The sequence below is a fragment of the Gemmobacter aquatilis genome (assembly GCF_900110025.1).
Classification (GTDB): domain Bacteria; phylum Pseudomonadota; class Alphaproteobacteria; order Rhodobacterales; family Rhodobacteraceae; genus Gemmobacter; species Gemmobacter aquatilis.
In genome coordinates this window covers 214,317-233,985 of sequence record NZ_FOCE01000006.1, presented here as the reverse complement: position 1 = coordinate 233,985, position 19,669 = coordinate 214,317, and the positions used below count along the sequence as shown (strand labels likewise).

Below are 19,669 nucleotides of genomic sequence, written 5' to 3'. Positions count from 1 at the left end.
TCGGTGACGCCATCTGCCAGTTCGACGATCTTCAGTCCGCCCTCCACCACATCCAGCACGCCGAGGTTGGTGATGATGCGGTCCACCACCGCGCGGCCGGTCAGCGGCAGGGTGCAGGCGTGCAGCACCTTGCTTTCACCGTGTTTCGAGGTGTGATCCATCACCACCACCACGCGGCCCACGCCCGCCACAAGGTCCATCGCGCCGCCCATGCCCTTGACCAGTTTGCCCGGGATCATCCAGTTCGCCAGATCGCCGGTTTCCGAGACCTCCATCGCGCCGAGGATCGCCATGGCGATCTTGCCGCCGCGGATCATTGCGAAGCTCTGGGCGCTGTCGAAATAGGCGGTCTGCGGCAGTTCGGTGATCGTCTGCTTGCCGGCGTTGATCAGATCGGGGTCTTCCTCGCCCTCGTAAGGGAAGGGGCCCATGCCCAGCATGCCGTTTTCCGACTGCAAGGTTACGTTAACACCTTCGGGGATATAGTTCGACACCAGCGTCGGAATCCCGATGCCGAGGTTGACATACCATCCATCCTGAAGCTCTTGCGCGGCGCGTGCCGCCATCTGATTGCGGTCCCACATGGTCTTTCTCCTGTTCCTGCTTGCGATGATCGGCCTTACAGGGCCGGTTCGCGTTTGCGGGTGGTCCGCTGTTCGATGCGTTTTTCATGCGGGCCCTGCACGATGCGGTGCACATAGATACCCGGCAGATGGATCGCGTCGGGGTCCAGCGCGCCCAGCGGCACGATCTCCTCCACCTCGGCCACGCAGATCTTGCCGCAGGTCGCTGCCGGGGCGTTGAAATTGCGCGCCGTCTTGCGGAACACCAGGTTGCCCGACGGGTCGGCCTTCCAGGCCTTGACGATCGCCAGATCCATCACCAGCCCGGTCTCGAGGATATGCTCTTGCCCGTTGAAGACCTTTGTCTCCTTGCCCTCGGCAATCACCGTGCCGACGCCGGTACGGGTGTAGAAGCCCGCGATCCCGGCCCCCCCCGCCCGCATCCGCTCGGCCAGCGTGCCCTGCGGGTTGAACTCCAGCTCCAGCTCGCCGCTCAGATACTGGCGCATGAATTCGGCATTCTCGCCGACATAGGAGGAGATCATCTTCTTGATCTGCCGGGTCTTCAGCAAGATCCCCAGCCCGAAATCATCCACCCCGCAATTGTTCGATGCGATGGTGATGTCTTTCGTGCCCGCATCACGGATCGCCGCAATCAGCAGCTCCGGGATGCCGCACAGCCCGAACCCCCCGGCCGCCATCGTCATGCCGTCAAACAAAAGGCCATCCAGGGCCTCCGATGCACTGCCGTAGATCTTTTTCATGGATACTCCGTTTCTGTCGGCCATCAGGGCCGCTTGCGGTGTGCGGCGCCGGGGTGGCCGGCCCGGTTGCGCCAGTTGGTCAGGGTGCGCCGCGAAACCGTGACGCCGCGCGCGGCCAGCGCCTGGACCAACTGGTCATCGGACAACGGGCAGGCCGGGTCTTCGGCGGCGATCATCGTGCCGATCAGTGCCGCCACCGCCTCGCCCGCCAATGTGGCCTTGCCGGGCTGGGCCACCCGGCCGCGACCGAAGAGGGCGCGCAGGGGCAGGACGCGCTGCGGGGTCTGGATCAACAGCCCGCTGCGAATGCGCCCGACCGTGGTTTCGTGCAGCCCAAGCGCGGCGGCCACCGCGCCGCAGGTCAGCGGGCGCAGATGGACGGGACCATGATCGAGGAACGCCTGCTGATGGGCAACCGCGTGGGCGGCCACGCGCAGGATGATCTGGTTGCGCCGCGACAGGGTCCGCTCCAGCCAGTGCGCGGTGGTGCGCGCCTCCTTGCTGGCCGGGGCCAGATCATCCACGCGGATTTCGGGCGTGCTGGCCCGGTTCAGGGCCACTTGCCACCCGCCCTGCGCATCGCGCGACAGTACCAGATCTGGGGCGCGGCGCAGGTCTGGGCTGGTGTCGAACTGGGTGCCGGGCTTGGGGTCGAGGCTGCGCAGCAGCGCCACCATCCGCCCCAGGGTGGGGGCATCGACGCCGCAGCGCTGCATCAGCGCCACGGTGTCACCGCGCCCCAATGCGGGCAGGTTGTCCAGCAGCCGCTGCATCGGCGCATCCAGCGCGCCCCGGTCCGCCAGTTGCAGGCCCAGACATTCCGACAGGGATCGGGCGAAAAGCCCTGTTGGTTCCATGGTTTGCAGCACCAGCAGCACGCGTTCGGCCGTGTCGTGGCTGCAGCGGGCGGCGCGGGCGAGATCGGTCACGCTGTCGCCCAGCCAGCCTGAGGGTTCCAGCGCCTCGGCAAAGACCATGGCGATCTGGCGATCCTGCGGGTCGGAAAACAGCAGACCGATCTGGGTGGTGACATGGCCATAAAGCCCTGTCGCCTGCGCGGCGAAGGCATCGGCGTTGAACGGCTCGGCCCCGGCCAGCACGGCGGGCGCGCGCCAGATTCGGCGTGGGGCGGGCAGTTCGTCCGGCAGTGGCAGCGTCAGCCGCAGGGCGGGGTTGCGCGCGGCCTCTTCGATCAGCAGCCCACTCAGGTCGGCATTGCTCAGGTGCAGCAGGTTGATTGCCTGTTGCAGGATCTGGGTCATCCGCTGTGCGGGCTTTTGTACCAGATGCAGGCCCATCGCATTGCCCATCACGCCCCCCCGGCGCGCAGTCGCGCGCGCAATTCGGTTTTCAACACCTTGCCATAGCTGTTCTTCGGCAGATCGGTGCAGAAGATGACGCGGCGGGGCTTCTTGAAGGCGGCGATACGGGCGCGGCACCAGTCGGCCAACTCCTGTGGGTCGGGGCTGTGATCGGGGCGGGCGACGATGAAGGCCACGACACTCTCGCCCCATTCCGCATCGGGGGCGCCGATCACCGCAACCTCGCTGACCGCGGGGTGCCGCGCCAGCACCTCTTCCACCTCGCGCGGGTAGATGTTGGAGCCGCCCGAGATGATCAAATCCTTGCAGCGGTCGGTCAGCGTCAGAAAGCCGTCGGCATCGAAGCTGCCGATGTCGCCGGTGCGCAGCCAGCCGTCTTGCAGGGCGCAGGCGGTGGCTTCGGGGGCGTTCCAGTAGCCGCGCATCACCGTCGCCCCGCGCACGAGGATTTCGCCCGGCACGCCGGCGGGCAGCGGCTGGCCCGCCGCATCGGCCACCCGCACCTCCACCACGCTCATCGCCACACCGACCGAGGCGTGGCGGGCGGCGGCATTGGGTTGGCTATGGTCGGCCAGCATGTCGCGGTGCAGCGCGGTGATCGTCATCGGGCTTTCGCCTTGCCCGTAGATCTGCGCGAAACGGTCGCCGAATTGCGCCCGCGCCTCGGCCAGACCCTGCGCATACATCGGCCCACCGCCATAAATCAGGGTGCGGATGCCGCTGCCGTCAAAACCCGACTGGCGGGCGTGGTCGGTCATGCGCTTGATCATCGTGGGGGCGGCGAACATCACCAGATTGTCAAACCGCGCGGCCAGAGTTTCGATCTCGGCCGGATCGAACCCGCCCGAGGCTGGGATCACATGCTGTGCGCCCAGCCGCACGAAGATCAGGTTGTAAAGCCCGGCGCCATGCGACATCGGCGCCGCATAAAGCGCGGTCTGGTCGGCGGCGGGTCTGTCTACATCCAGCGCATAGCTGAGCGCCATGGCGCGCAGGTTGTCGTGGCTGAGCATCACGCCCTTGGGTCGTCCAGTGGTGCCAGAGGTGTAGAACAGCCAGGCCAGCGCCTCGGGCGGCAGATCGGCGGGCGGGGCGGCGCCGTCTGCCGCGCAGGGCGCCAGATCGGCCAGCACCAGCGCGGTGCAGCCGGTGGGGGCCGGTTGCGGCGTATCGCAGATCACCAACCGCGCGCCGCTGTCCGACAGGATCCAGCTCAACTCGTCGGGGTGGAGCTTGGCATTCACCGGCACTGCCACGCCGCCAAACCACCAGATCGCATAGAGAAGCTCCAGATAGTCCGGCCCGTTGCGCAGAAACAGCGCCACGCGGTCGCCCATCTGCAGCCCGAAGCGGGATTGCAGGTCGGCGGCCAAACTGGCGGCGCGGGCGGCAAAGCCGCCATAGGTGGCGTGCAGCCGTTCGCCAGCGAAGATCGCGGGCGCATCGGGCAACCTCCGGGCGGTTGCCGCAAGCCAGTTGGCCAGGTTCATCCTCTCCTCCCCGCAGCGCGCCTGGGTCAGCCGCGCCCCGTCTCCATCACGGTGGCATAGTTGGCCACCGCGGCGCCACCCATATTGACCACCACCCCCAGACGCGGATCGGGGGTCTGGATGTCGCCTGCCGTGCCGGTCAATTGCCGGAAGGCCAGCGCGTGCATCGACACGCCGGTTGCGCCCACCGGGTGGCCCTTGGCCTTCAGCCCGCCCGACAGGTTCACCGGCAGCCGCCCGCCACGATAGACGCTGCCATCCTCCAGCACAGACGCGCCCGTGCCGGGGGCGCACAGGCCAAGCGCCTCGTACATCAGCAGTTCGGCGATGGTGAAACAGTCATGCACCTCGGCAAAGCCGATATCGGCCACGGTGACGCCCGCCTGCGCATAGGCCTGCGCCACAGCGCGTTTCGGCCCCTCGAACGCCAGCAGGTCACGGCGCGACATCGGCAGGAAATCCGACAGATGCACCGCCGCGCGGATATGGGCGCTGCGGGCATGGGCCGCCGGATCGGCGCTCAGCACCACCGCCGCCGCGCCGTCGGAAATCAGCGAACAATCCGACAGGCGCAGCGGCGGCGCGATCAGCGGGTTCTTCTCGGTCACTGTATTGCAGGCCTCGAAACTCATCTCGCGGCGCATCTGGGCCAGCGGATTGGCCAGCGCATTGGCGTGGTTCTTGGCCGCGATCCGCGCCATGGCTTCCATCGGGTCGCTGTAGCGTTCGGCATAGGCGCGGGCCGCCAGCGCAAAGACCTGCGGAAAGCTGAGCCCGGCCTCGGCCGGATCGCCCTGATACCCGGCGCTGCCCAAGGCCGCCGTCACCTCGGCCGTGCTGCGATGGGTCATCTTCTCGACACCCACCACCAGCACGCGTTTGGCCTGCCCGGCGCGGATCGCGTTCATCCCGGCGTGAAGTGCACCAGATCCCGAGGCGCAGGCGTTTTCGACCCGCGTGGCAGGCTTGAAGCGCAGCCCGTCATCGGCCTGATGCACCAGCGAAGACGCAAAGCCGTCGCTGGCCATGCCCGCGTTGAAATGCGCCAGATAGACAGCGTCGATATCGGCGCCGGTCAGCCCGGCTTCGGCCAGCGCTTCCCGCGTTGCCTCGACGATCAGGTCTTCCAGACTGCGCGCATCGAAACGGCCAAAGGCCGTGTGGCCGCTGCCCACGATATGAATGCCGGTCATGCTGTCCTCCTCATTTGCGCGCATCCTGCCGCAATGGGGCGGGGCCGGGCTATCCGTAGGACTACGTATCCGTGATACTACGTATGCGGATACGTATCCCGCAGCACCGCCCGCCGCGCTATACTGCCCGCATGACCCAACCCGCCCCCAGCCTTGCCGAACGCGGCTTTCAGTCCTCTCCGATCGCGCAACTGATCCTTGCGCATCGGCAGATCGTGCAGGCCAATGACGCGGCGCAGCGCCTGTTCGGCTATGATGCGGCGGCGATGGTGGGGCAGTCGGCCCGGTTGCTCTATTCCAGTCAGGCCGATTTCAGCCTGATCGGCGCGCGGGCCGAAAAATGGCTGGCCAGCCACCCCGGATATGAGGATCAGCGTTTCATGCAGATTGCCGACGGCACGATCTGCTGGATGCGGGCGCGTGGCGTGACGCTGACGCCGCAAGACCCGTTCGCCCTGACGATCTGGGCGTTCGAGCGGGCCGAAGATCGTGGCGAACGTTCGGTGGACCTGACCGCGCGGGAACAGGAAATCGCGCGCCATGTGGTGAACGGGCGCACCTGCAAGGAAATCGCGCTGGAACTGGGCATCTCGCATCGCACGGTCGAGGTGCATCGCGCCCGGCTGATGAAGAAGCTCGGCGCGCGCAACACGGCCGAGCTTGTCTCCAAGATCATCGTGGTGTCCTGAGCGGGGTCAGGCCCTGCGCTGCATGTCCCCCAGAAAGCGCGGCTGCACGAGAAAGGCTTCGGCCACCAGCGGCAGGCGTTGCGCGAGGGGCATCCGTTCCGACAGCCAGGTCCGGGTGGGCAAGCCGGGCAACGCCGCAGCCTGACGCAGCGCCGGGCGGTCGGCGGGCAGATCGGCCAGCAGGGCGCGGATCGCCGCCTCATCTGCCGCGCCCAGATCCTCGCCGATGAAGACCAGCGCGCCTTGCCGTGTCGCCAGTGGCCCGGCGTTGGGCCAGGCGTCCAGCCGCACCGGGGCATAGGCGGTGGCCTGCACGCATTGGATGGCGGTCGGCAGCGTGATCCCTTCGACCGCAACGATGCCTTTCAGACGCAGCAGCGGGCCTTCCCAACGGCTCAGAATCTCGCCGATCCGCAGGGCAAAGCCGCGCCATGGCACAGGCCCGCCCAGCGGCACGGTGAAACTGCGCACGCGACCCGTATGGGGGCCGTGCAGCGGGGCAGGGGGCGCAGCGTCCCAGACCACATCCCCCAGCCAGCCGCCCAGATCCTGCGGCGGCTCTTCCGTCGCATAGACCCCACCGCCGAACAGCCGCTCTGGCATGGCGGCGGCTTCGTCGGTGGACAGGCGCGGAGCGGCGGGGTTCAGCCCGGCCAGCCGCCGGTCCAGTGCCGCGCGTCCGGCGCGGTCTGCCTGATCGGTTTTCGACAGCACGATCCGGTCGGCCATGCTGACCTGCACCCGCGCCTCGCGGTGGCGGGCCAGCTCTGCCTCGGCATGGGCGCAATCGACCACGGTCACGATGCCGTCACAGCGGAAGCGGGCCGCCACGAACCGATCCTCCATCAGGGCGCGCACGACGGGCGCCGGATCGGCAAGGCCCGTCGTCTCGATCACCACACGCGACACGGGCGGGATGTCGCGCCGTGCCATGCGGTCATGCAGGCGCTTCAACTCGGCGATCAGGTCGCCCTGCACGGTGCAGCAAAGGCAGCCCGAATCAAGGATCACCAGCGCATCATCGATTCGCTCCACCAGATGGTGATCTATACCCACTTCGCCGAATTCATTGATGAACACCGCCGCTGTCGCCATGTCCGCCGAGGCTATCAGACGGTTGAGCAGCGTGGTCTTGCCCGCGCCCAGAAAGCCGGTCAGCAGGGTAACGGGCACCCGTCCGGGGGCGTTCTGGCGGGCAAGAGCATGGGTCAGGGCGGCGGGCGGTGTGGCTGCGGGCATCGGTGTCCTCCATCTGTGCCCCAGGGAGAAGCAGGTTTCTTTCCAAGGGCGCGCGCCGGGCGGAACAGGGGCTTGCGCCGGGGGCAGGAAAGGGGCCGTCCGAAAACCGGACGCTGGGGTAGGGTGGGGCGTCCGGTTTCCGGCCGCCCGATGCCAGAGGCGCGGACCGGGGACTTGTGGCGCGGTTGCCCCCCACCGGCTGTACCCGTGCCCGGCGTCCCGGCGCGGCGCGGCTTGCCGGGGGGGCACCCTGTGGTCTGGCGGGCTGCGTATTTGCCCTATCCGCAAAACACATGGCTGAACCGGCAAAGAATGTTAAACTGTGACAAGGGAAAAAGGTGCGGGTGCTGCCGCGGCAACACACGGATCGCGCCGGATGCCGTCCTGGGGAGGGGGTGCCGGAGCGATGCTGTCCAGCCGCAGCACCGCACATATGGGGGGAGCCGCAATGCCCGGAACAGCCTTGCGCCAGACATTCTCGCGTCCCGAGAATGACCGGCAGGTGATGACATCCTGGGAACGTTTTCTGGACGGTGGCGAGCCGGGCTCGGATGCGCTGCGCCGTCTGATCGACGATTCCTGGCGGCGCTGTCATGGTGCTGTCGATCCGGCGCGCGATCAGGCGCCGCCACCGATGCGGGACGATGCGCTGCATGGCGTGCTGGAAAGCAGCGCCGAGCTGGTGGAGGCCAGCGCCACGGTCATGGCCTCGGCGCGAGAGTTCCTGTCGGAAACCGGCACGGTGATGGTGCTGACCGATGCGGCGGGCGTGGTGCTGACGGTGGAGGGCGACAGTTCGCTGCGCGATCCGGCCGAAAACATCCATCTGATGCCCGGCGCAAGCTGGAGTGAGGCCGTCTGCGGCACCAATGCCATCGGCACGGCGCTGGAGATCGGCCAGCCGATCCAGATCCATTCGGCGGAACATTTCTGTTCCGGCATCAAGCGCTGGTCCTGTTCGGCCAGTGTCATCCGCGATCCGATGAACCAGAGCGTGCTGGGCGCCATCGACATTTCGGGGCTCAGCGACAGCTATAGCCGCCACAGCCTTGCACTGGCGGTGGCGGCGGCGGGCCGGATCGAGAACCGGCTGGCGCGGCGCGAGATGAACCTGCGCTATCGCCTGCTGGATCACTATCTGGAACGGCTGGGCAAGGCGGGGCGCGACGGGCTGATCGTGTTCGACCGGCACGGGCGCGCGGTCAAGGCCAATGACCGGGCCGCCGATCTGATGACGCGGCTGGCCAAGCTGCGGCAAGACCCGGCGCAGGCGATCCGCGATCTGACGCTGCCGTGGCGCGCGGGGCGGCTGGAGCCGGAAAAGATGCCCGACTGGATCGACCAGAACTGGATCGAGCCGGTTCTCGTCGGGGACGAGCGGCTTGGCTCGATCCTGGTATTGCCGGATCACAGCGCGCCCTTGCGCCGGGCTGCGCTGCGCGAGGCGCCGGTGGCGCTGCATGGCAATACCGATGCGTTCAGCCGGCTGATCGGGCAGGCCCCGCGCTATCAGGCGGCGGTGCAGCGTGCACGGCAACTGGCGCGCAGCCCGGCGCCGGTGCTGTTGCTGGGGGAAACCGGGGTGGGCAAGGATGCCTTCGCCCATGCCTTCCACGAGATGGGCCGCGACCCGAAAGGGCCGCTGATGGCGGTGAATTGTGGGGGATTTTCGCGCGAATTGCTGACAAGCGAGCTGTTCGGCTATGCCGAGGGCGCCTTTACCGGCGCCCGGCGCGGCGGCATGATCGGCAAGCTGGAAGCGGCGGATGGCGGCACGCTGTTTCTGGACGAGATCGGCGAGATGCCGCTGGATCTGCAACCGCATCTGCTGCGCGTGCTGGAAACCGGCGAAGTGTATCGCATCGGGGAAACCCGCCCGCGCAAGGTGCGTTTCCGGCTGATCGCCGCGACCAACCGTGATCTGAAGGCCGAGGTGCAGGAGGGGCGGTTCCGCATGGACCTGTTCTATCGCATTGCGGTGACGGTGCTGCAGCTTCCGGCGCTGCGCGAGCGGATCGCGGATCTGGGGCTGCTGGCCGAACATCTGCTGGCGCAGATCGCGCTGCGCTATGGGGTAGAGGCGCCGAAGATCGGGGACGGCGTGCTGGACGTACTGGAGCGGCACGACTGGCCGGGCAATATCCGCGAGTTGCGCAATGTTCTGGAAGGGGCGCTGCTGATCTGCGAGGGCGATGTGCTGCAGGTCGCGCATCTGCCGCCCGATCTGTGCGATGCAGTGCCACCCCCTGCCGATGATCTGCGCCCGGCCGATGCCGGGATCAGCCCGCTGGAACTGGCCGAGCGCGAGGCGATCATGCAGGCAGTTCGGGCGCATCAGGGCAACCTGACTACGGTCGCTCGCGATCTGGGCATCGCCAAAAGCACGCTTTACACCAAGCTCGACAGGTTCGGGCTGAAGGAAAGCGTGGCGATCCTGCGCGCGGCGCAGGGCTGACCGGCGCCCCGCAGGGGGCGCCGCCCATATCATCCGCGCAGCCGGGCCAAGGCGTCCAGCACCGCTTCGGGCGGATGGGCCACCGGGATTTCGGCAAAGTAGAACTGCCCTGCCGTCAGGGCCGGCAGATCGCCGCCGCCAAACAATGCGGCGCTGACATCCTGCCCCTGCGCCTGCGGGTCGGTGCCGATCACCGCATCGAACAGGCCCGCATGTTCGGAGGCGACGCCACGCCCCACCACAGCCCAGCGGTAATGCCGCGCCGCGTTCAGCACCGGCTTGTAGCGATCCGCCGGGCCGGGGGTGGTGCCTTCTTCCAGCAGCAGGCCACCCACCGGGCGCCCCGCCACACTGCGCAGGAAATCGGCCATGTACATCGCCGCATCCTCCACCGCGTCGGCGTCCAGCGGTTCGGGGTCGCGTCCGGCCAGACGCTGCGCCTCGGCGAGCCAGACGCCGGGGGCGGGCAGGGCCAGCACCATCGGCACCTGACCCTGCAGGTTTGCCCCCACCGCCTCGGCCACTTCATCCAGCAGGCGGCGCGGGCCTTCCTCTTCCAGCATCCGGCGCAGCGGCCAGGTGGCGCGTTTCTTGGCACCCATCTCGGCCGCAAGGGCTGGGTGTCGCTGCAACCAGGCGCCAAACAGCGCGTCCAGTTCCACCACCGCCACATCGGCGCGCAGCAAGCCCCGCGCCTGGCTGAAGAACGACAGATACTTCGCTGCGCCCTCGGCCCAGGGGTTGCCCGCCTCGCCCAGCAAAAGCCGCCGGGCATAGCCCGACGACTTCAGCCAGACCCGCAGCGTCTTCGTGCCCGAACCCCCGGGCAGATCCTCTGCGAGACTTTGGCTCATTTCTTCTCGTTCCCCATGGCACCCACCGCCTCCAGACGGGCCTCGAGTTCGGCAATCCGCACGTCTTTCGGGTGCATCATGTAATTCGGGCGCGGCTGATCGCCCCGGCGCGTCACATCGGCAGAGCCCATGTAAAGCGTGCCCACATCATCGCCCCAGCAGCCGAAATATTGCAGATGCGCCGGGGGTTTGGGCTGGTTCCAGCCCTTGATGAACTCGGCATAAGGCACCGAACGGGCAATGCGGGCCTGACGTTCCGCCGCGCGGGCGGCCTCGGTCGCATCAAAGTCGATGGCCAGGGTTTTCGGGTCGAACACGACCTTGTAAAGCCGCGCGGCCACCTCGGGCGACATCAGCCCTTCTTCGATGTCCTTGATCACACTGACCGGATCGCGTTCCAGCAGGTCGCCATACCCCGCCCCGGCGCCCTGGCTGATCATGAACAACTCGCCCCGCTTCGAGATTTCGAACCCCATGCCCATGTGATGGGTGGAATAGCTTGCCTCTTCAAAGGGTTGTTCGTTCATGATCTCTTCGATCGAATGGCGGAACTTTTCGGGCTGGTTCATCAGCACGTCATAGACATCGACGTTCTTGACCTTGGACAGCGGATAGGTGCCGCAGGCATAGCCGCCGAACAGGCCCTGAATCGGCGGGATCTTGGCGCCCTGCGCGGTGGTCATGAAGCCCCACTGTTCGCTGTCCTTGGTGGCGACCATCATCGTATAGCCCTGGCCGCCGCGATACTTGCCTGGCGCGATGGCGTCGCGCGTCATCTTCTTGGACACCAGTTGCAGGAAGGGCACCTCTTCCTCGTTCAGCTCCTGTTCGCCGATATCGGCCATGGTAGCAAAGATCGGGGCCAGCGCATGTTCGCCGTCACGGTTGGCCGTGGCGCCCGCGCCCATGCCGTTCAGGTCGGCGCACAGGTTGCCCAGCGTTTCGCCATGCTGGCTGACCCCACCCCAGATGAAGGTGTTGATCATGTTGAAGGTCGGCGCATGGACCTTGGTGAACTTTTCCGGGCAGGAATACAGGAACTTCGCCACCGCGTGCTGCCCCGCCGTGAAGCCGGTGAAGATCGACATCAGCGATTGCGAGTTGGGCGCGTCATAGGAACAGTTCACGATCGAATGGGGATCGGTGATCACCTCGATCGGCGCGAAAGCCGCCTGACCGCGCGGCAGGTCGGGCCAGACATAGCACAGGAACACCTGCGCCAGCATCCCCTTCAGCCCCGCCACGATGGTATTGGTGGCCCGGTTGGTGAATTCGGGCGAAGACCCCCGGAAATCGAAGATCAGCCGGTCGCCGGTCTTGGTCAGCTTGCAGTTGATCTTGACCACGCAGTTTTCGCGCAGCGTCGAATCCTGGATGATATAGGTGCGCACCGTCATGTCGGGCCATTCGGAAATGCGGCGCTTCACCTCGGCGCGCACGTTTTCCATGGTCAGCCGCAGGGTGGCCATCAGCGCCTCGGGCCCGTCGGAATTCAGCGTTTCCTCGATGCGCTGCTTGATGCGCAGGCAGGCGAACAGCTTCACCTTCATGTCTTCATATTGCAGCTTCGGTTCGCGGACCGAATTCTGCAGGAAGGTCAGGATGTCGCGCTTGATCTGATAGTTTTCCACCACCTTGAAGGGCGACATTTTCAGCCCCTCGTCGCTGGGGCTTTCGGCCATCGAGGGCATCCCGCCCGGTTCAATGGCGCCATTCTCGCCTTCATGCACGGTCGAGGCGACCCAGCACACCAGCTTGCCCTTGTGGAAGATCGGAATGATCATCGACTGGTCGGTGTTGTGCACGTTGCCATAGCGGCTGTCGTTGTGGATGAAGCCGTCGCCTTCCTTGACGCCCACGGTGGGGTCGTTCATCCAGTTCTTGATGATGAACTTGATCGGGTGGTGGACGAGGGCCGAGAAGATCAGCACCCCCCCGGCCGAGGCGATGGCCAGATCGCCCGAGGCCGAATAGACGCCGGTGATCACGTCGCCCCATTTGGCACCGGGGGCGGCGCCCATCTGTTCGACCATCTCATAGCCTTCGTCGCAGCCCGCCTGAATGCGGTCGCGGATCTTGGCCACGGTATGGGCATCGCTGACCTGCGCGATGGCCGCATCTTCAATCGCGGTGCGCGGCATGATGTCGTGGTTCTGCATGATCTCGGGGTCGGGGCCGAGGAACAGCGTGGTGTCATCAAGGAATTTCTTGATGAGGGTGATTTCTTCGGCAGAGGGCAGTTTGCCCCGGATGGTCATCTCGTTCATGGAATTCTCCTCCTGTCGGGTTCCGGGCCTGCCCCGGCGCTCCTCCGCGCCGGGGGGCCGTTGGGTTCAGTGACGGGTGACCGGCGCTTCATTGCGCAGGAACCACGAGGCGCCCTGTTTGGCGGCGACATAGGTCCAGCCGGGGTTCACGAGGAAGGTCGTGACCTCGGAGGCGACGATGGCGGGGCCTTCGATCTCGACCCCCGGCTCGATGGCGCTGCGCGCCCAGACCGGGGTTTCAAAGGCGCCGTCATGGCCGACGAAGTGGCAGGTCCGGTGGCTCTGCGGCGCGGGCGGCGCCTTGCGGGCAGGTTTGGGCAGCGGCTTGATGTCCTCGAACTGCACCGTCTCGTGCTTGGCATAGGCGGCCACACGGATGGTGTTGATGCGGATGCCGGCCTCGGGCGCCTGGCTGCCTTCGCCGAACCGCTTGCCGTAATCGTTCGAGAATTGCGAAATGATCGCCAGCACATCGCCCGGCCCGTGCACCTCATGCGCGGGGATCACGGCGGTGGTCTGCACCAACTGGTTGCCATAGCGCATGTCCAGTTCCAGATCATGGCGGATCTGGTCCAGCGGCACGCCCTGACGCAGCAGATCCTGCGTGCCCTTCTCTTTCAGTTCAGCCACAATCGCGTTGAAACGGTCGTAGTCGTCAAAGATGTGGCGGGTGTTGCTGTCGTAAAGCACCATATACAGCGATTGTTCGTGGATATGCAGCTGGTGCATGTTGCCCGCCCCCACCGCCGAGAACACCGAAGACAGCGGCGGCGCCAGAATCTTGTCGATCGACAGGTTCTGCGCGATGCCGCAGCAATGCAGCGGGCCGTTGCCGCCATAGGCCAGCATGGTGAAATCTTTCGGGTCATAACCACGGGCGCGCAGTTCGGTGAACAACCCGTTGGCCATGTTGTCATCGACCTTTTCGCGCACCAGTTTGGCCGCCTCGATCACGCTGCAATCCAGTTCGTCGCACAGCGCGTCCTCGATCGCGGCCTTGGCCCGGCGCGGGTTCAGCGGGATGGACCCGCCCGCGTAGTTTTCCGCGTCCAGATAGCCCAGCAGCAGGTCGGCATCGGTCACCGTGGGCCGCATCCCGCCGCGGTCATAGCAGGCCGGGCCGGGGTCGGAACCCGCGCTTTCCGGGCCGCATTTCACCGTCTTGTACATCCGGTCATACGAGGCGATGGAGCCGCCGCCCGCGCCCAGCGTGACAAGGTGCACCATGGGCACCGACACCAGCCAGCGGTCGATCACCGGGTTGAAGTCGTAATGCTTGATGCCGCCTTCCACCACGATGCCGATGTCATAGCTGGTGCCGCCCATGTCGGTTGCCACCACATTGCCCAGTGCGGCCTGCAGCGACAGATGTTCCGACGCGCCGATGCCGGACACCGGGCCAGAATGGATGGTTTGCAGCGCGTCGGTGGAATTCAACTGCGCCATGCCGCCCGAATTATGGATGACCAGCATCGGCTTTTCGTATTTATGCGCGCGCAGGTTCTGTTCCAGCGCCGACAGGGCGTGATACATGGTGGAATGCAGATAGCCGTCCACGATGGCCGAGGTGGCCCGGACATATTCGCCCTTCCGCCCCGCCACCTGATGCGACAGGATCACCGGAATGGCGCCCAGCAGATGCGACGGGTATTCCTCCAGCACGATCTCTTCGATGCGCTGTTCATGGGCCGGGTTCACCACCGAATTGACCAGCGCCACCACGATGATCTGCGCGCCGCGGTCCACCAGACCGCGCAACTGGCGGCGCACGTCTTCTTCATCCAGCGGCATCACCAGATTGCCCTGGAAATCCAGCCGTTCGCGCACGCCGTAAATCATGTGCGGTTCAACCAGCGGGTCGGGGCGCTGGGCGTTGGGCATGTCTTGCTGGCCCATGTTGTCCAGCCCCTCGCCATAGCCGCGCGCGCGGCTCAGCGGCACGGTGGCCTCATAGCCTGCGGTAACCAGCATCCCGATCTTCGGGCCCTTGTGTTCGATCAGCGCGTTGGTGCCCAGCGTGGTGGCATAGCGCACGCTGTCCACCTCGCCCAGGATTTCCTCCAGTTCCAGCCCCAGCGTCTTGCAGGCCTTGCCCAACGCCTCGTTGAATCCCATGGCCAGATTGTGATGCGTGGTCAGGGCCTTGGTCTCGATATATTGCTGGCCCCAGACGACGAAACAGTCGGTGAAGGTGCCGCCGATATCAACGGATACACGTTTCATTCTCGCTCCCTTTGTGCTGCGGGGGTGCGGCGGCGCCTCCTCGACGCGGCGCCGTCCCCTGTCGGATATGCGGCCCGCGCCGGTCGTGGCGCGGGTGCGGATCTCAGTGGCTGTGGCCGCGGCCCGGTATCACCGCCGGCCCGGCATCGGGCAGCGCCTCGGTGCCACGGGCGGCCCATTGGGCCTTCAGCGCGGGCAGATCGACCTGCATGTCCCACAGCGGCGGGTGGCCGGGGATCGCATATTCGGTTTCGACCTGCGTGCCGCATTTCGGGCAGCAGAACTCCAGAATCCGTACCCATTCCGGGTCGGGGCTGAAGGTGAAGCGATAGCGCTCCGGGTCCAGGATCGGCGGGTGGATCTCGCGCGGGTCGCGGTTATGGACCAGCAGCCCTTCCTTGTAGTTCCCTTCTGCCGGGGCGATTTCGTGATCGCAGACGCGGCATTCCCACTTTTCGGTTTCAAGGTCGATTCGCAGGTATTCGGTCATCGGAATCTTCATGTCTCAGGCCTCCCGGTCCAGAATCACGTCGCCCGCATCGCTGACGACAAAGCCCCAGCCGGCAGGCACCCGGCAGGTGAAATAGTCTTCCTCAAGGATCGCCGGGCCCTTGGCGAAATCGCCCGCGCCCATCTGGCCAAGTTGATAGACCGGCAGGTCGATCCGGCCCTGGCCCGGCACCAGCACCTTGCGCTGACCCGCCGCCTTGGCCGCCGATCTGCGGCTGATCCCGACATGGCGGGTCTCGCCCTGACGCAGGCTCTTGATCGCGCTCAGTTCCAGTTCAACCGCGCGGGCATCGGCCAGTGCGGCCGGGAAGCCTGCGCCTTCGGTCAGCGGATGCGACACTTCGCCCGTGGCCGTCTGTGCCACCAGTTGGGTGGCAATGGCATAGCTGCCCGGCTCGAACCCTTCGGCAAACATGTCGCGGGTGGCCTTGGTGGTCAGCGTGGCGATGGCCGCCTGCAGGCTGACATCATCGCGCCCGTCAAGGCTGACGGCATAGCGCTGCGACACGTCGCAAGATCCGATGCCATAGGCCGAGAACACTGCCGCCATGGCCGGAACCGCCACCCGGCGGATGCCCGCCTTTTCGGCCACGCCACAGGCATTCAGCGGGCCAGCACCGCCGAACGCCATCATCACCGTGTCAGAGGAAATGGTGGTGAAACGGTGCAGTTCTTCCGCCACCTTCGCCTCGAACGCATCCGACATGGCGTTCAGCGCGGTGTCCAGATCCACGCCCAGCGGACCGGCGATGTTCGCCATCACCGCCGCTTCGGCGCGGGCCATGTCCAGCCCCATGCCGCCGCCAAAGTAGGAAACCGGATCGAACAGTCCCGACAGCAGGCTGGCATCGGTGATCGTGGCTTCCTTGCCGCCGCGCCCGAAACAGGCCGGGCCGGGCAGGGCCCCCACGCTTTCGGGGCCGATGGTGATCTTGCCATCCACCACCCGGAAGATCGAGCTGCCGCCCGCCCCCGCGCTGATGATCTCGCACAGCGGGAAGGAAACGCTGATCCCCTCCACATGGCCGCGGCGGATTTCGGCAACGCGGCCTTCGGTGCATTGGCCGATGTCGGTCGTGGTGCCGCCCACGTCGATCGACACGGTGTCGCGGAAGCCATACAGCGCCGAGAAGGTCTTCACCCCCTCCATCCCGCCGCGCGGACCCGAGGAATAGGTCTTGATCGCCACGGTCTTGGCCACGCGCGAGGCATCGCCATCATTGCGGAAGATCAGCAGCGGGTTCTTGGTGCGATAAGCGCGCAGCCGGTTTTCGGCGTTATACAGAAACGCCTCCATCGACGGATGCAGGAACGAGTTGATCAGCGCCGACCAGGCCCGGCGATCCGGGTCGCGGTCTGATGTCAGGTCCGACGCATAAAGCACCGGCACGGCGCCCAGCAGGTGGCGCGGATATTTGCGCAGCGCGATCTTCTTCACGCGGTCTTCGGCGGCGTGAAAATCGTTGCCGCCAAAGCACACGACCAGACGGTTGGCGCCGGTCGCGGTCAACTGGTTGATCACCTTGACCACATCGACCTCGGCCGCGTCGGAACTCAGCGTTGCGGTGTCGATGAAAGCCACCCGCCCCCCCACCAGCGCGTCATACACCTCGGGGTCATGGGCGCGCAGCGCGGCAGGCAGCGCGTTCGAGGCGGTGTCGAGCACCAGACCCAGCTTCGGCCCCTTGCGTTCGCAGATCGCATTGGTGCCCTGCGTGGTCGAATAGCGGATCAGATCCACTTCTTCGAGCAACCGCTTCACATCCGCCGCGCCATAGACCACTTCCGAGGCCTTCTGCAGCCCCTCGAAAAAGCATTTCGACAGGTCGTAGGGTGTGGTCAGAACCTTGGTCTTCTGAACGCCGCCATCCGACATGATGCACACGTCGGTCAGCGTTCCCCCGTTATCAATATTGATCTGAAATGCCATTGTGCATTTCTCCTCCCATCCTTGTTGCGCAGTGATCCTGCCCTGACGGTGTGACGCCGGGGCCCGACCCGCGCGGCGAACAGGCTCCTCTCCTTTTTCGCCGGGCCGGTGATCCTGCCCCTGGGAGAAGCAGGTTTCTTTCCTTCGGGTGGGATGGGGTGAGGAAATGTTTTATCTTGTTGTTTTAATTTAATATATTTCTTTTTCGTCACTACGGGGTACCGCGGCGGCGGTGCGCAGCGTCCGATTGTCGAACGCGGCGCAAGGGCCAAGGCCGGACGGCACCCGCCGCCGTATCGCAAGGTTTGACAGGCAGGCGAGGCGGTGATCTACTTTGCAGGTCAGGGCGGAGAGCGGCATGACAGGCATCACCCGCAAAGAGGATTGGGAGCAGTTCCGCGCCATGGGCCGGGCACCCGAAGGGCTGCGCGATGTGGTGCTGGCCTCGTGGCAGCGGGCCGCGCGGCAGGACGATCTGGCAAGCCGTACCCGGGCACCGCTGGTTTCAGGCGATGCCTTCGCCGGGCTGCATCAGGCCAACCGCGACGTGCTGGGCGCAGCGCGCGATCATCTGGCGCGCAACCTTGCGCTGATGCGGGCGTCGCGCGCGCTCATGGTGTTGTGCGACCCGCAAGGCGTGGTGCTGGAGGCGGACGGTTGCCCGGCGGTGATCGAGCGTGCCCGCGACGACCGGCTGTTGCTGGGCGGCTGCTGGGACGAGGCGGCGATCGGCACCAATGCCATCGGCACGGCGATCCATACCGGCCAGCCGGTGGAAATTCGTGGGGCGGAGCATTTCTGCGAGGGCATCCAGAAATGGAACTGTGCCGCCACACCTTTGCGCCACCCGGTGACCGGGGCGCTGATCGGGGTACTGGACATCACCGGCCCCAGTGCGGAAGCCCAGCCTCATGCTGCCGCGCTGTCGCTGGCGGTGGCGGGGCAGATCGTGCAGACGCTGGGGCAGGATCTGGCGCAAGAGCGGGCATGGCTGCTGGAAACGCTTTTATTGCAGCGGGTTGCGGGCGATTTCATCCTGTTTGATCGCTTCGGCCAGCGTATCAGCGGCGCCGATCTGGCGGGCCGTGCCGGGTTGCCCGGCCTGATCCGGGCCTTGGCGCGACAGCCCGATGCCCCCGACCTTGACGCATTGGCTGAGGCTGTTCCGGGCGCCGAGGCCCAGATCCTGCGCCGGGGCGATGCCGCATTGGGTGTAGTGCTGCGCCTGCCGCGCGCACCGCTGCGGCGGCAGGGGGCAGAGCGGCCTGCGCTTGCGGGCCGGGGCGATGATCTGGACGCGCTGGCCGCCACCTCGGCCCTGCTGGCACCGCTTTGTGCGCAGGGGCGGATGCTGCTGGAAGCGCGGGTGCCGCTGCTGGTGCAGGGCGAAACCGGCACGGGGAAAGAGACTCTGGCCCGGGCTTTGGCCGGTTCCGTCGCGCCCGAAGGCCCGGTGTCACTGGTGGAATGTTCGGCGCTGGCCGAAACGGCGGCGGACGACTGGCCGATTGCAGGTGGCACGTTGGTTCTGATCGAGCCGGCCGAAACCCCGCCCGAGGCCCAGCCCTTGTTGCTGCGCCGCCTGAAGGCGCTCGCGGGCAATGGTGTGGCGCCGGTGCGCCTGATCGCGCTGTCTACCCCTGATCTGGCTGCGGCGCGCGATGCCGGGCAGTTGCGCCGCGATCTGTTCTATCGGCTTGCCGGGGCGGTGCTGCGCCTGCCGCCGCTGCGGGACCGCCGCGCCGAAATCCTGCCTTTGCTGCGCCGTTTCGCCGGGCAGGCGGTGGAAGGCTCGCGGCGGTCGCCGCTGCGCTTTACCCCCGCCGCGCAGCGTGTGCTGGAGGCGTATGATTGGCCCGGCAATCTGCATGAGTTGCGCAATGTGGTGCTGTCGCTGTCGGCCCTGTCCAGTAGCCGCCTGATCGATCTACCCGACCTGCCGCCCGAAATGACGCAGCCCCGCCCGCCGTTGCGGGAATCCGCTCTGCGCGACCGCGCGCGCGCCGACGTTCTGCAGATGATCGACGAAACCGGCGGCAATCTGGCCGAGGCCGCGCGGCGGCTGGGGATCGCGCGGTCCACGCTTTATCTCAAGCTTGACAGCTATGGTATCCGCCGCCGCTGATCCGTCCGGGTCTGTCCGACGTCACTGTCCCAAAATCGGACACGT

14 protein-coding genes are annotated in these 19,669 nt (G+C 66.4%); 3 read left to right on the top strand and 11 right to left on the bottom strand.

Annotated features, from left to right (window positions below; genetic code table 11):
- The 5 genes from BMX43_RS12520 to BMX43_RS12500 form a co-directional block, all read right to left on the bottom strand.
- Window positions 1-584 (bottom strand): 3-oxoacid CoA-transferase subunit B (locus tag BMX43_RS12520; RefSeq protein ID WP_091300242.1); only part of this gene is annotated, 584 nt, incomplete at its 3' end.
- A gap of 35 nt (window positions 585-619) precedes the next feature.
- On the bottom strand, window positions 620-1,327 hold the full coding sequence (locus tag BMX43_RS12515) for a CoA transferase subunit A (RefSeq protein WP_091301846.1): 708 nt from the start codon (window positions 1,325-1,327) through the stop codon (window positions 620-622).
- A gap of 23 nt (window positions 1,328-1,350) precedes the next feature.
- Window positions 1,351-2,637, bottom strand: a complete 1,287-nt coding sequence (locus BMX43_RS12510; protein ID WP_091301844.1) for an RNA polymerase factor sigma-54 — start codon at window positions 2,635-2,637, stop codon at window positions 1,351-1,353.
- On the bottom strand, window positions 2,637-4,139 hold the full coding sequence (locus tag BMX43_RS12505) for a class I adenylate-forming enzyme family protein (RefSeq protein ID WP_091301842.1): 1,503 nt from the start codon (window positions 4,137-4,139) through the stop codon (window positions 2,637-2,639). The genes BMX43_RS12510 and BMX43_RS12505 overlap by 1 nt, the downstream gene beginning before the upstream one ends.
- Window positions 4,140-4,165: 26 nt before the next feature.
- The gene (locus BMX43_RS12500; protein ID WP_091301893.1) at window positions 4,166-5,332 is read right to left on the bottom strand and encodes a thiolase domain-containing protein; all 1,167 of its coding nucleotides are present in this window, start codon (window positions 5,330-5,332) and stop codon (window positions 4,166-4,168) included.
- A gap of 83 nt (window positions 5,333-5,415) precedes the next feature.
- Between BMX43_RS12500 and BMX43_RS12495 the strand changes: the two genes are divergently transcribed.
- Window positions 5,416-6,021: a LuxR family transcriptional regulator gene (locus BMX43_RS12495; RefSeq protein WP_217643962.1), complete on the top strand. Its 606-nt coding sequence runs from the start codon at window positions 5,416-5,418 to the stop codon at window positions 6,019-6,021.
- A gap of 6 nt (window positions 6,022-6,027) precedes the next feature.
- On the opposite strand, the gene BMX43_RS12490 is transcribed toward BMX43_RS12495, so the two are convergent.
- Window positions 6,028-7,260 (bottom strand): CobW family GTP-binding protein, encoded by a 1,233-nt coding sequence (locus BMX43_RS12490; protein ID WP_091301839.1) that lies wholly within the window; start codon window positions 7,258-7,260, stop codon window positions 6,028-6,030.
- Window positions 7,261-7,708: 448 nt separating this feature from the next.
- On the opposite strand from BMX43_RS12490, the gene BMX43_RS12485 reads away from it, so the two are divergent.
- Entirely contained in the window at window positions 7,709-9,715 is a 2,007-nt protein-coding gene (locus BMX43_RS12485; protein ID WP_091301837.1) for a sigma-54-dependent Fis family transcriptional regulator, read from the top strand.
- 29 nt (window positions 9,716-9,744) lie between these two features.
- On the opposite strand, the gene BMX43_RS12480 is transcribed toward BMX43_RS12485, so the two are convergent.
- The 5 genes from BMX43_RS12480 to BMX43_RS12460 form a co-directional block, all read right to left on the bottom strand.
- Window positions 9,745-10,569 (bottom strand): hypothetical protein, encoded by an 825-nt coding sequence (locus BMX43_RS12480; protein WP_091301835.1) that lies wholly within the window; start codon window positions 10,567-10,569, stop codon window positions 9,745-9,747.
- Window positions 10,566-12,836 (bottom strand): hydantoinase B/oxoprolinase family protein, encoded by a 2,271-nt coding sequence (locus BMX43_RS12475; protein ID WP_091301833.1) that lies wholly within the window; start codon window positions 12,834-12,836, stop codon window positions 10,566-10,568. Before BMX43_RS12475 ends, BMX43_RS12480 begins: the two co-directional genes overlap by 4 nt.
- Before the next feature lie 66 nt (window positions 12,837-12,902).
- On the bottom strand, window positions 12,903-15,059 hold the full coding sequence (locus tag BMX43_RS12470; RefSeq protein WP_091301831.1) for a hydantoinase/oxoprolinase family protein: 2,157 nt from the start codon (window positions 15,057-15,059) through the stop codon (window positions 12,903-12,905).
- A gap of 103 nt (window positions 15,060-15,162) precedes the next feature.
- Window positions 15,163-15,561, bottom strand: a complete 399-nt coding sequence (locus BMX43_RS12465; RefSeq protein ID WP_175482105.1) for an acetone carboxylase subunit gamma — start codon at window positions 15,559-15,561, stop codon at window positions 15,163-15,165.
- Between the two features lie 3 nt (window positions 15,562-15,564).
- The gene (locus BMX43_RS12460) at window positions 15,565-17,499 is read right to left on the bottom strand and encodes a hydantoinase/oxoprolinase family protein (protein WP_091301829.1); all 1,935 of its coding nucleotides are present in this window, start codon (window positions 17,497-17,499) and stop codon (window positions 15,565-15,567) included.
- Between the two features lie 358 nt (window positions 17,500-17,857).
- Between BMX43_RS12460 and BMX43_RS12455 the strand changes: the two genes are divergently transcribed.
- On the top strand, window positions 17,858-19,624 hold the full coding sequence (locus tag BMX43_RS12455; RefSeq protein ID WP_091301827.1) for a sigma-54-dependent Fis family transcriptional regulator: 1,767 nt from the start codon (window positions 17,858-17,860) through the stop codon (window positions 19,622-19,624).
- Window positions 19,625-19,669 lie beyond the last annotated feature (45 nt).

Coding starts and splice junctions, on each gene's coding strand:
- BMX43_RS12515 (WP_091301846.1), bottom strand. CDS start 1,327: ATGAAAAAGATCTACGGCAGTGCATCGGAGGCCCTGGATGGCCTTTTG.
- BMX43_RS12510 (WP_091301844.1), bottom strand. CDS start 2,637: ATGGGCAATGCGATGGGCCTGCATCTGGTACAAAAGCCCGCACAGCGG.
- BMX43_RS12505 (WP_091301842.1), bottom strand. CDS start 4,139: ATGAACCTGGCCAACTGGCTTGCGGCAACCGCCCGGAGGTTGCCCGAT.
- BMX43_RS12500 (WP_091301893.1), bottom strand. CDS start 5,332: ATGACCGGCATTCATATCGTGGGCAGCGGCCACACGGCCTTTGGCCGT.
- BMX43_RS12495 (WP_217643962.1), top strand. CDS start 5,416: ATGCGGATACGTATCCCGCAGCACCGCCCGCCGCGCTATACTGCCCGC.
- BMX43_RS12490 (WP_091301839.1), bottom strand. CDS start 7,260: ATGCCCGCAGCCACACCGCCCGCCGCCCTGACCCATGCTCTTGCCCGC.
- BMX43_RS12485 (WP_091301837.1), top strand. CDS start 7,709: ATGCCCGGAACAGCCTTGCGCCAGACATTCTCGCGTCCCGAGAATGAC.
- BMX43_RS12480 (WP_091301835.1), bottom strand. CDS start 10,569: ATGAGCCAAAGTCTCGCAGAGGATCTGCCCGGGGGTTCGGGCACGAAG.
- BMX43_RS12475 (WP_091301833.1), bottom strand. CDS start 12,836: ATGAACGAGATGACCATCCGGGGCAAACTGCCCTCTGCCGAAGAAATC.
- BMX43_RS12470 (WP_091301831.1), bottom strand. CDS start 15,059: ATGAAACGTGTATCCGTTGATATCGGCGGCACCTTCACCGACTGTTTC.
- BMX43_RS12465 (WP_175482105.1), bottom strand. CDS start 15,561: ATGAAGATTCCGATGACCGAATACCTGCGAATCGACCTTGAAACCGAA.
- BMX43_RS12460 (WP_091301829.1), bottom strand. CDS start 17,499: ATGGCATTTCAGATCAATATTGATAACGGGGGAACGCTGACCGACGTG.
- BMX43_RS12455 (WP_091301827.1), top strand. CDS start 17,858: ATGACAGGCATCACCCGCAAAGAGGATTGGGAGCAGTTCCGCGCCATG.